This window comes from Simonsiella muelleri ATCC 29453 (genome assembly GCF_002951835.1).
GTDB lineage: Bacteria > Pseudomonadota > Gammaproteobacteria > Burkholderiales > Neisseriaceae > Simonsiella > Simonsiella muelleri.
Genome location: NZ_CP019448.1, coordinates 2229712 through 2242280, shown reverse-complemented (window position 1 = coordinate 2242280; position 12569 = coordinate 2229712). Strand labels below are relative to the sequence as shown.

The following is a 12569-nucleotide window of genomic DNA, read 5'->3' as shown; positions in this document are numbered from 1 at the left end:
TAGGCTTTCAGATTCAAGGAATATTATGCTAACGGATAAACAAAAACAACATATTCATGATTTGGCGGTGGCAGAAATTACCGAAGCAATGGCAGATATTCGCCACAAAACAGGTAACGAGCGCATTTATGCGTTTGCATTGGGTTTGGTGGAGTATCCGTGTGGCTTTTTTTGCGCAGCAAATACGGTGGAGGCTTTGGCACAATCTTTAGAGCAAGATGATGATAATGAGGAAGATTCCATTTGGTTTTGGTATCCAAGCGAATGGGTTTATGATGGACAATTTACCGACAATCGTGTCCATCAAGCCATCAAAGTCATCGGCGAACATTTGGACGATGACGACCAAATTGGCTATGCACAATTACGCCATGATTACCAAGAATGTCTCATTGCTGCATTGCAAACATGTGATACACAAGGAATTTTTGGTGCAGAACGAGCGCGTGGTGAAATGGTGTTGTTTTTGCATTATGTGGATATTTTTGATGAAGATGTCGATGACCAATCTTCCGCGATTTTGAATCCACCAGCTTTGCATCACGCATTTTTGCAGCGTTGGGACGAAGAAACTTCAGGCAGCCTGAAAGCAACTTTACTTGGCTGGGTTGATGAATTGTACGAAGATTAACTTCATTATATTAATCAATTAATTAATATACTTCAGGTAGCCTGAAGATTAACCATTTCATTTTTTATCACAAAATTTATTTCACGATTTCCCTATGACCGACCCACAATCCGATTTACCCCAAATCAATCCTTCCACAAAATCCGCTCCAATCAAACGCAAACGCGGTTGGTTGTGGCGTATTTCGTCTGCGCTTATTCTATTGTTTATACTGGTTATTTTGGTGTTAGTTGGAAGCGCAATTTGGCTTGTGGGCAGCGAAAAAGGGTTACGCTACGCACTCACGCTGCCTGAAAAATTTCAATTGGGCGTGGCAATCCAAACCGATTCACTGCAAGGTTCGTTGTGGCACGGTTTTAGCGCACAAGGTGTTACCGTGAATACCGAATCGGCTGACATCACCGCCACCAGTTTAAAATTAAAATGGCAACCCACTGAATTAATTAAATTACATCATCTGCATATTAACGAACTCATCGCGGGTGATGTTCACATTCAAGACAAACCCACGCCCCCAAAACCCAAAAGCGAACCGTTCACGCTGCCTGAAAATTTGTCGCTGCCCTTTACTGCTGCGATTGATAAATTGCAAGTCGGCAAAATCACGCAAGGCAAAAAAAATACCGTGTGGCTGCATCATGTCCACGCGAGTTATGTATATGACCACAAAAAACATTTTTTGAATATTCCGTCTGTGAAAACCGATTGGACGGACAGCAGTGGCAGCTTTTCGCTGGTCAATCAAACGCCTTACGCTTTGACGGGCAAACTTGCGTCTCAAGGTGTGTTGGACGGTATTCAAGTGGATAATCGTTTGAATCTTTCAGGCAGCCTGAAAGACGTAACTTTAAATACTAATATCAAGGGATTAGGTATTTCTTTAGATGCGGATACTGTGGTTCATCCGTTTGCGCCGAACATCCGTGAATACATCGGACACGTTAAATTGCAAGGGGAAGGCATCAACCCACGTGCTTTTTTAGCCAGTCTGCCACAAGCAAAATTAACCTTTGATGCCAATGTGTTACCCGATTTGGGTGATGTGATTGGCTTGACTGGCAACATTCATTTGCAAAATGCGCAGCCTTTAGCAGCCGATAAGTCGGGGATTCCTGTGCGTGAATTGTCGGGTGATTTTATGGTTAATGAAAGTGGCGCGGTGGAAATCAAGCAGCTTCATGCGAATTTGATGGCACGTGGCGAAATTAAATTAACTGGCGGAATCTACACGCAAAAACACACCATGAACCTTCAGGCTGCCTTAAAAAACATCACCAGTGCAGATGCCATCAGCAGCCAAATTGACGGTACACTCAATGGTCAGTTAACCGCTACAGGCACATTTGATAAACCCAAATTGGGCTTTGATTTGAATACGGGGCGTGCCGATGCCAAAGGCGTGGTTATGCTCATAACCGATGCCAATAATGGACAACGTGTGGTTATTTTGCAAAATGGCGAAATTCGTCCGCAAAATGGTGGCATAGCGAATGTGGCTGGTTCTTTAGAATTATTTAAAAATCAAAAACTTTTGCTTAGCATCAACACGCAAAGATTTAATCCAGCCAAATTGTATCCCGAATTTCCAGCAGGCAACGTCAATGGCGAAGTGAAATTGTCGGGGGAAATTGTCAAAACTGCTTATCAAGCGGAATTATTGTTTCGTCCATCGGAATTGTCGGGGGCAAAATTGTCGGGTAGTGGCTTGGTGGCGTATGACAATAACCATTTGAGTCGTGCAGATTTGTCGGTGCAATTAGGCAGCAATATTTTAAAAACACAAGGAAAATTTGGTAAAAAAGGCGATGTATTACAAGTGAATGTGAACGCGCCAAATTTGGCACAATTTGGTTTTGGTGTGAAAGGTTTGGCAGTCGTTTCAGGCAGCCTGAAAAACACCGCAGACAGTTGGACAAAAGTAGAAGCTGATTTAGTCGGACAAGCGCGGGATTTTAATTTACCCAACATAGTCAATATCAAAACACTTGATTTTAAAGTGAAAGGTGCGCCAGAAAAAAACGCACCGTTGGCAATTGCTTTGGACGGAAATGGCATTGTATCGGGTAACACCACCGTTGATAATGTGAAATTGGCGATGAATGGCAGCTTGCGCCAGCACCAATTAAACGGTTCAGGCAGCCTGAAAGTGGATGGCAAACCTTACACGTTGATTTTGGCAGCTAATGGCGGTTTAAACGATGCAAATCAATGGCTTGGTACAGTGAATCAGTTGGATTTGAATGGCGCATTGAATTTGCGTTTACAAAATCAATTGAAATTGGAAGCAGGCGAGCAACGTGTGGTATTGAGTCCTGCGCGTTGGTTAGCGTTGGGAGGCAGCCTGAATTTGGAACGCTTTGTGTGGGACAAACAATCAGGCTTGTCTACCAAAGGCAGTGCAAATAATTTACATTTGGTTCAATTACATAATTTCTATACACCGCCGATTGAGCATGATTTAATCATTGCCAGTGATTGGGATTTGGCGTATACCCAAGTACCGCGTGGTTATTTGAATTTGCGTCAACAAGGCGGCGATTTGGTGTTGCCAACCGAACGTAAGCCTAAATTATTATTAGAAAATTTTGTCTTGAAAACCCATTTGGCGGATCGTGGTATTTTAAATAATTTCAGTGGCGACACACGCTATGGCAAAGTGATTGGCCATTTCAATATTTTGCAAGCATTTGGACAAGGCGATTTGATGGCGGCTCCCGTTGATGGCAAAATTTTATTGAATGTAGCGGAATTGAATTCATTAAAAAATATTTTGCCAACAGGTCAAGTGGTCAAAGGTAAATTAATGGGTGCAGTCGCTTTAACAGGCAAGTTATCAGCAGTCAAATATGCTGGCACAATTGATGGTGAAAACCTGTATTACCGCAATCAAAGCGCAGGCATTGTTCTCAAAGATGGCAGCCTGAAATCTCGTTTAGCTGATGGTGTGTGGATTGTGGACGCACTCACGTTTCGCCGTGATGGCACAGCAACGCTGACAGGTACTGCCGATTATTCAGGCAGCAGCACCAAAGTCATTGCTGATGTGGTGTTTGACCATTACCAAGTTTTGAATCAACACAATCGCAACTTAACCATTAGTGGCAAAACCAATTTGACGTATGATGAACGTGGTTTTATTCTTAACGGCTCGCTGGTTACAGATGAAGGGCGATTCGGTTTTCAAGATAGCAGTGCACCGACTTTAGATGATGATGTGGTGGTATTGGGTGAAACACAGCCTACAAAAACCGCCGCTACACCATTTACCATGAATTTGGATTTTAATTTGAATGATAAATTCTATTTTAGTGGTGAAGGCTTAAACGTGAAATTAGGCGGTAAATTGTCTTTGTCTGCTAGACCACAACAGGATATTCAAGCGATTGGCAGCGTGAATGTGGTGCAGGGTCGCTATAAAGCTTATGGTCAAGATTTGATTATTAAAAAAGGCGTGATTTCGTTTGTTGGGCCATTGAGTACGCCTAATTTGGATATTCGTGCCGAAAGACGTGGCTCGCAAGTGGGCGCGGGTGTGGAAGTTTTGGGCAATTTGAACGCTCCACGCATTACATTGGTTGCCAACGAACCCATGAGTGAAAAGGACAAGTTGTCGTGGTTGATTTTGAACCGTGCCAGCAGTGGCAGCAGCACCGACAACGCAGCTTTGGCCACTGCAGCAGGCGCATTTTTGGCAGGTAGCCTGAATGATAAAGTGGGTTTGGTTGATGATTTTGGCTTGTCCAGCAGCCAAAGGCGTGATGTTCAAACAGGTGAAATGAATCCCGCTCAACAAGTTTTGACATTCGGTAAACAACTCACTCATGATTTGTATCTTGGCTACGAAGCAGGCTTGCAAACGCCGACTCAATCGGTCAAACTGATTTACCAATTAAGTAAATCTTTCCAAGCGATTGCCCGATTGGGGACAGAATCATCAAGCGGGGAAGTACGTTATGTGAAACGATTTGACGGCTTATTTTGGAAAAATGAAAATAATGAAAATGAAGACGTTGCCAAAAAGTAATTTTCAGCTTGAAAATGCGCCATTACATTGGCATACAAATGGCTTATATTTTTAAATAAACTGATTTAAATAGTAATAGGAAGGCACACCATGCAACAATTTGAAATTAATAATTACATTAAAAAACAAATCACTGAATATTTAGAAGCTAAACAATGCGATTTGCAAATTGCCATGAATGATGAACAAATGAACCGTGAATTGGCTGCTATTTTGCACAAAGGTTTCCCGACTATGGTACAAAAATTTTATTCATTGAAAAAATTTGAGACTTTCTTGTGGGAAAAACGTGAATTTTTGTACACCCACATTCATGCGCGTTTGGAAGCATTGAATCGCCCAAAAAAATAGTTACAGCAAAATTTTCAGGCTGCCTTGATGAATGTAAAGGCAGCCTGAAATCTTTGTAAAGCCCCATCTTGGGGGCATTTTTTATGTATGGTCGTTTAAAATTCAAAATACCACTACAAAATGTACACGGCGGTTACGGTTGTCTTATTTTTATTTTAAACGGCTATCATTATTTGATTCAAATGATTGGTTCAGAACCGTAGGCGCAAAACGCAACACCGCATCACGCAATTGAATCAATTTACCATGGAAAAAATGCGAACTTTCAGGCAGCACGATTACCGCCAAATTTTGTTCGCCAGCCCATTTGAGTGGCTTAGCTAATTCCACGACTTCATCGTCTGCGCCATGAATGATTAATGTCTTATTTATATCGGGGACGTGTGGTGCAGGTTCGGTGTAATGTCCGACTGCTGCGCCAATGAGTAACAACAAATCAGGTTCGCGCTGATGTGCTGCAAAAGTCGCCACATAGCCGCCAAACGAAAACCCAGATAACACAAATTCTGGTGCATTCAAATGGTTGCCACGCGCAAAATCAATGACGGCTACACAATCTTCGGTTTCGCCGCGACCGTAATCGTGTGTGCCTGCGCTGTTGCCTGTGCCGCGCAAATTTGGTAAATAACAATGAAAACCCATTTGCGCCAATGCTTTAGCGGCGGTTTGAATCACTTTATTGGTGAATGTGCCACCTTGCGTGGGGTTGGGGTGATTGATGACTGCCACGCCGCGTTCGTTGCCTTGTGCTGGTAAATAAATGGCTTCCAGTATGCCAACAGGTGCTTGAATATTAACAATATTTTGATTAATCATTGTGTTTTCACTTTCATGAATCAACTTGAATTATTGAATTGGTTATTGAATAATTATCGCAGATTTTTCATTCCAAATCAGGACTTTTAATGAGAATACTTAGCTATAACATTCAGGCTGCCATCGCATCAGACAGCTATTTCAGTTATTTATCACGTTTGCATTTACAAATCATGCCATCGCCAACCAAAACGACAGTTTTGCAAAATATTGCGCAATACATCAGTGATTTTGATGTAGTGTGTTTGCAAGAAGTGGATTTGGGTGGTTTTCGCAATGGCTACAAAAATCAAGTAGAACAATTTTTAGCGCATACGCCATTTGAATATTATGCGTGTCAAATCAATCGTGTGGTAGGCAAATTATCAGTACATGGTAATTTGATTTTAAGTAAAATACCCTTGCAACAAGTGGTCAATACCCCTTTGCCTTCACGTATTAAAGGACGCGGTATGTTGGCTGTGGCGGTGGAGATGCCATTTGGTCAAATGGTGGTGGCCAATGCACATTTGAGTTTGGGTATGCTGGATCAATTGAAGCAAATTCGTTTTATTCGTGAAACGCTTAAACCGTATGATAATGTGTGTTTAATGGGCGATTTTAATTGCCCCTCAAATGCTGAACAGCTTCATTTGCTTAAAGATTTTGATTATATTCATTTGAATGACAACACGGCCACTTACCCAAGTTGGCATCCAAAACAAACACTTGACCATATTTTTATTAAAGGCTGCCTGAAAGGGCGTGCCGAAGTAGCGCAATTTTGCGCATCAGACCATTTACCTGTGATTTTGGAAATTGAGTAGTACGGTCGTTTAAAATGAACAATACGACTGCGTTGTCTGCTCTGGAGATGTACATGGCGGTTGACTTGCCCTATTTTTAGAACCTGTATTCATAACTAAGTGCGATGTCTTTTTGTCTCATTTAGCACGCCTGCTGCGTTGAATTTTATGCCAATAGGAACGCTATTAGCATGAAATTCTCCTTACATTCGCATCAAATGGGGACAAAAATCCATTTTACGTTGACTGTGAATACAGGTTCTTATTTTGGGGTTTTGTAAAAAGTTCAGGCTGCCTTTAATCTCAAAATCACATCAAGCCAATTTCGCCAAACCAACCTTCACTTTTGCCATTTTCTCTTCCAATTCTGCTAATTCGGCTTTGTCTTTCTCGACCAAATGCGCGGGTGCTTTATCGGTGTAGCCAGGTTTGGACAATTTTGCGTTTAATTTATCCAAGGCTTTTTGCAATTTTTCGGCTTCTTTGTTCAGACGGGCGGTTTCGGCGGCTTTGTCCACTTCCACTTTCAACATCAAGCGTGCGCCATTCATCACAGCAACTGGCGCATCGTCGTTTTCAGGCAGCGTGGCGACTTGTGTGGCTTCGGTCAAACGCGCCATCATTGGCAAATATTTCAAATAATCCGCCAAATTGTCGGCACTTTCCACAAACAAAGGTGCTTTAACACTCGGGGCAATGCCCATTCCACCGCGCAAATTACGCACGACACCAATCAATTCTTGCAATGTGTTCATTTTGTCAAAAGCAGTTTGGTCAATCCATTCGCTATCATAAATAGGGAACGGCGCAAGCATAATGCTATCTGCGGTTTTGGCATCGCACATCGGCGCAATGGTTTGCCACAATTCTTCCGTGATAAACGGCATAATCGGGTGCAACAAGCGCAAACTCACTTCCAAGACACACAATAAGGTGTGGCGCGTGGCACGTTGACGGCTTTCGCAGCCTGTTTGCAATTGCACTTTTGCCAATTCTAAATACCAGTCGCAATAGTCATTCCAAACAAAGCTATACAACGATTCCGCCGCCAAATCAAAACGATAAGTTTCGTAGGCTTGGGTAACTTGTTCAATGGTTTGATTTAAGCGTCCCACAATCCACATATCAGGGAATGAGTAGCCACGTGGTTCGGTAGCGGTTGCGCCATAACCGCAGTCTTTATCTTCGGTGTTCATTAATACGAAATTGGTCGCATTCCAAATTTTGTTGCAGAAATTGCGATAACCTTCGGCGCGTTTGAAATCAAAGTTTACTGAACGCCCCAAGCTGGCGTAGCTTGCCATCGTGAAACGCAGCGCGTCTGTTCCCATCGCAGGAATGCCTTCAGGGAACAGTTTTTCCGTGGCTTTGCGAACTTGCGGTGCGGTTTCGGGTTTGCGTAAACCTGTTGTACGTTTAATCAATAAGTTATCCAAATCAATGCCGTCAATCAAATCCACAGGGTCAATCACGTTGCCTTCGGATTTGGACATTTTTTTGCCCTCGTGGTCGCGCACAATGCCATGAATGTACACATCACGGAACGGCACTTTGCCCACAATATGCGTGGTCATCATAATCATACGCGCCACCCAGAAGAAAATAATCTCGTAGCCCGTAACCAACACATTGGACGGAATAAACGCTTTCATTGATTCGGTTTCAGGTTCGCCGTCTTTCCAACCCAAAGTCGTAAACGGCACAAGCGCGGACGAAAACCATGTATCCAATACATCTTCATCGCGTGTTAATTTCACGCTGCCTGAAAGCTTTTGCGCTTCTTCTTCGTTGTGCGTAACATAAATTCTGCCATTTTCGTCATACCAAGCAGGAATTTGATGCCCCCACCACAATTGACGCGAAATGCACCAATCTTGGATATTGTTCATCCATTGGTTATAAGTGTTGACCCAATTTTCTGGAATGAAACGCACTTGACCGCTTTCGGTCGCGTGTTTCGCTTTTTGCGCCAAACTCATGCCTTTAAATTCGCTGTCAGGTTCGCCACCGTTTGCGGTTGCCGACATCGCCACAAACCATTGATTCGTCAGCATCGGTTCAATAACCGAGCCGGTTCGGTCTCCTTTTGGGGTCATCAATTTATGCGGTTCGGTTTTAACCAATAAACCTGCTTCGTCTAAATCCGCAACAATTTGTTTACGCGCTTCAAATCTATCCAAACCTGCGTATTTTTCAGGCAGCCTGAATGATTCCAAAACCTTGCTGTGGTAATCAAACACTTCTGCCGTTGCCAAAATTTTTGCGTCTAAACTCAATACGCTGATTAATTGCGTGTCATGGCGTTTACCGACTTCATAGTCGTTAAAATCGTGTGCTGGTGTAATTTTTACGCAACCAGAACCAAAGTCTTTTTCTACATATTCGTCCGCAATCACGGGAATAGTACGCCCAGTCAAAGGCAAAATCAGTTGTTTACCAATCAAATGCGTGTAGCGTTCGTCTTCGGGGTGAACGGCTACCGCCACATCACCCAACAAAGTTTCAGGGCGCGTGGTTGCAACAACAACGGCTTCGTCTGGATTATCTGCCAATGGATAACGAATGTGCCACATAGAGCCATCGGTTTCCACGTTTTCCACTTCTAAATCAGACACCGCCGTACCCAGCACAGGGTCCCAGTTTACCAAGCGTTTGCCACGATAAATCAAGCCTTGGTTATACAATTTCACAAATACAGCAGTAACGGCCTCTGCACGGGTTTCGTCCATCGTGAAATATTCACGCGCCCAATCCGCCGAACAACCGACACGGCGCATTTGTTGGGTAATGGTGCCACCTGAAATATTTTTCCATTCCCAGACTTTTTCCAAGAATTGTTCGCGCCCCAAATCATGACGAGAAATATTTTGTGCTGCGAGTTGGCGTTCCACGACAATTTGCGTGGCGATGCCCGCGTGGTCAGTACCTGGAATCCAGCAAGTGTTGTAGCCTTTCATGCGATAATATCGCGCCAAACCGTCCATAATGGTTTGATTGAACGCGTGTCCCATATGCAGCGTACCTGTTACATTGGGTGGGGGCAGTTGGATTGAAAAACTTTGCGATTTGGAGAAATCGGCTGCAAAATAACCGTTTTGTTCCCAGTTTTGATAATGTTTGGTTTCAATTTCGGAAGGGTTGTATTTGTTTAACATAGTTCAGGCTGCCTGAAAGGGTTTGATTAAAAACGCAGTATTATAGCGAAAAAACAAGGTTTCAGGCTGGCTGAAAAGTGTATAATAGTGCTTTCAAGCAGCCTGAACAATTTTTTCAGATACTAATTTTTGAATGGGTCTAATTATGAAAACAGTCAATTTACTATCTCTAATACAAATGAGTTCATTGGGAGAAATTTTTAATAATTTTTTAGCTTTAAGTAATATCAATCCCAAAGAACAGGAAATTGAAGGAATTAGAAATTTAATTAAAAATTTGGATAATGAAAAAATAACTGCAAATCAATATGATGATTTTTATATTGGCTATACAATTCCACAAATTGGAAAAGAATTTGATTTACTGAGATTAGGTAAAAATTTCCATTTAAATATAGAACTAAAAAGTGAACAGGACTTAAATGAAATAAAAATACAATTAATAAGAAATAAATTTTATTTAGAATTTCTTGATGTAGAAACTTGCTATATTACATTTGCATACAATAAAGAAAATAAAACTTTTCATTTTTATCAACTAAATCAAGATAATGATTTAGTTGAAATTACTCCTACTGATTTTGCTAAATTATTAAAAAGTCAGATTATTGATAGAAATGCTTTAATTGATACAAAATTTATTCCATCAAATTATTTAGTTTCCCCTTTCAATTCCACAGAAAATTTTTTACAACAAAAATATTTTTTAACGCAAAATCAAGAACAGATTAAGAAAAAAATAGAAAACTTAATTAATACAAACCCTGCTAATACCAGTTTATTTATATCATTAACAGGTATTGCTGGCACTGGGAAAACTTTACTTACATATGATATAGCGCATAGCTTTCAAAAAAATACAATGAAAATACTTATTCTACACTGCGGAATACTTAATGATGGGCATCTCTTATTAAAGGAAAAAGGCTGGAATATTAGTTCTATAAAATATTTTAGCCAATCTTTAAACAATGATTTTGATATTATTATCATCGATGAAGCGCAAAGACTATCTACAAAACAATTTAATGAAATCAAACAAGCTATTACTAATAATAACCAAAAATGTATATTTGCCTTTGATAAACAACAAACGCTCTCTAATAAAGAAAAATTAAATGATATTACTAGTTTAATTAATCAAATACCTAATATAAGAAGTTTTTCTTTAACTGACAAAGTAAGAACAAATAAAGAAATTGCTAATTTTATTAAAGGAATATTTAATAATAGAAGAAATGACTTATCTATTTGTAATGACGGAAACATCGAAATTATTTATTTCAACAATCTAGATACCATCAATAACTATATACAAAATATTGATAATTCTGAATGGGAAATGATTAAATTTACACCATCACAATACAATGCTGAATACCATCAAGAATATTCAAAGAATATCAGTAATACTTCTCACAAAGTAATTGGTCAAGAATTTGATAATGTTGCTTTAATAATTGATGATTTTTTCACATATGATACTAATGGTAATTTAACCTATCTTCAGAATACCTACTACAACCCCATACAAATGCTATTTCAAAATATTACTAGGGTAAGAAAAAAATTAAAATTATTACTTATTAATAATCCTGTAATTCTTGAAAGGTGCATTCAATTATTGAAATAAGGAAATTGTAATGGATAACAAAACCGAAACCGCCTAAAAAATCTGCCAACTCAAACACCAACAAACCGACACCGAACGCCTACACGCATGGCAACAAACGCGTACGCAAAACGGTTTAAGTGGCGAATTTGCACTATCAGCCAAACTCGGCGAATCCGCCGCCACCGAAGAGCAAATCAAATGGATTTCGGAAATGTATGGACGGTAATTTTCAGACTGCAACCTTTGCAAAACCTCATTTTTTGATAGTTATAAAAAATAAATTCCCAAAGTTTCAATTGGTTATTTTTTTGGAGTTTGTGAATTCAGAGGTTTTGCAAAGGTTTTGGTTCAGGTGCCAATTGTTCTACATAATAAAAAAGTAGGCAAAAATGCCTACTTTCTAGACTAATATCACTAATATCTCGCAACTAACCGAACACTTTTTCCAAATGTACTTGGTAGTCGGCTAAGTATTTTTCTACTTGTAGATTTTTAATCACATCGTTACATAGGAATGTCGGTAAACGGGTTAAACCAATGAACTCGTTGAGTTTGTGAAAGTGCATATACAGAACATCGATGTCCTTGCCTTCGAAGAAGTCACCTTCGCGAGTAAAGGCTTCAATCGGGGCATTCCAAGTAAGCGAAAGCATGTGTTTTTTGCCTTGCAACAAACCACCTGTGCCATAGCCTTCAGTTGGATTGACGCGGTGGCGACCATCACTTTGATATAGCTTGCCGTGTCCGCTGGTTAATACTTCGTCTATGTATTTTTTCACTGTCCAGGGTTCATGCATCCACCAACTTGGCATCTGCCAAATCACAGCATCCATCCACAAGAATTTTTCAATTTCTACTTCAATATCATAGCCAGCATCAATCACAGTTTCTTTTACATTATGTCCCAGTGAGGTCAAAATTTCTTTCGCTTTTTTGTGAAGTGTGTGATTTAACTCACCATGCGAATGTCCGAAATCTTTACCGCCATCCAATAACAAAATATTCATACCTTTACTCCTAAAATAAATAATTCTGAAAAAAAAGGGCTGCCATTATGCCTTTTTATTTTATATTTGAAAAGTGCATTGGCGTGCTACGCTATTTCCTGATCATAATCGGAAATTGCTTCTAATACGGTAGCGTCAACATTCATTATTTTTCTTTAACTATACTAGAAGCTACTGACAATTCA

9 protein-coding genes are annotated in these 12569 nt (G+C 40.4%); 5 read left to right on the top strand and 4 right to left on the bottom strand.

Annotated features, from left to right (window positions below; genetic code table 11):
• Positions 1-25 precede the first annotated feature (25 nt).
• From BWP33_RS11040 to BWP33_RS11030, 3 genes are all read left to right on the top strand, one after another.
• Positions 26-631 (top strand): DUF4303 domain-containing protein, encoded by a 606-nt coding sequence (locus BWP33_RS11040; protein WP_002642415.1) that lies wholly within the window; start codon positions 26-28, stop codon positions 629-631.
• Positions 632-725: 94 nt separating this feature from the next.
• Positions 726-4655 (top strand): translocation/assembly module TamB domain-containing protein, encoded by a 3930-nt coding sequence (locus tag BWP33_RS11035; RefSeq protein ID WP_002642416.1) that lies wholly within the window; start codon positions 726-728, stop codon positions 4653-4655.
• A 90-nt stretch (positions 4656-4745) separates the two neighbouring features.
• A complete protein-coding gene (locus BWP33_RS11030) occupies positions 4746-5006 on the top strand; it encodes a hypothetical protein (protein ID WP_002642417.1) in 261 nt (86 codons plus the stop codon).
• Between the two features lie 150 nt (positions 5007-5156).
• On the opposite strand, the gene BWP33_RS11025 is transcribed toward BWP33_RS11030, so the two are convergent.
• Positions 5157-5822: an alpha/beta hydrolase gene (locus BWP33_RS11025; RefSeq protein ID WP_002642418.1), complete on the bottom strand. Its 666-nt coding sequence runs from the start codon at positions 5820-5822 to the stop codon at positions 5157-5159.
• A gap of 89 nt (positions 5823-5911) precedes the next feature.
• On the opposite strand from BWP33_RS11025, the gene BWP33_RS11020 reads away from it, so the two are divergent.
• A complete protein-coding gene (locus BWP33_RS11020) occupies positions 5912-6628 on the top strand; it encodes an endonuclease/exonuclease/phosphatase family protein (protein WP_002642419.1) in 717 nt (238 codons plus the stop codon).
• 293 nt (positions 6629-6921) lie between these two features.
• Here the strand turns inward: BWP33_RS11020 and BWP33_RS11015 are convergent, their stop codons facing one another.
• Positions 6922-9762 carry a valine--tRNA ligase gene (locus BWP33_RS11015; protein ID WP_002642420.1) on the bottom strand — a complete coding sequence of 947 codons (2841 nt, stop codon included), beginning with the start codon at positions 9760-9762 and terminating at the stop codon, positions 6922-6924.
• Between the two features lie 145 nt (positions 9763-9907).
• Between BWP33_RS11015 and BWP33_RS11010 the strand changes: the two genes are divergently transcribed.
• On the top strand, positions 9908-11395 hold the full coding sequence (locus BWP33_RS11010) for an ATP-binding protein (protein ID WP_002642421.1): 1488 nt from the start codon (positions 9908-9910) through the stop codon (positions 11393-11395).
• Between the two features lie 33 nt (positions 11396-11428).
• Here the strand turns inward: BWP33_RS11010 and BWP33_RS12570 are convergent, their stop codons facing one another.
• Together BWP33_RS12570 and BWP33_RS11000 are read right to left on the bottom strand one after the other, a co-directional pair.
• Positions 11429-11626, bottom strand: a complete 198-nt coding sequence (locus tag BWP33_RS12570; RefSeq protein ID WP_158666834.1) for a hypothetical protein — start codon at positions 11624-11626, stop codon at positions 11429-11431.
• Between the two features lie 179 nt (positions 11627-11805).
• The gene (locus BWP33_RS11000; RefSeq protein ID WP_002642422.1) at positions 11806-12384 is read right to left on the bottom strand and encodes an NAD(P)H-dependent oxidoreductase; all 579 of its coding nucleotides are present in this window, start codon (positions 12382-12384) and stop codon (positions 11806-11808) included.
• Positions 12385-12569 lie beyond the last annotated feature (185 nt).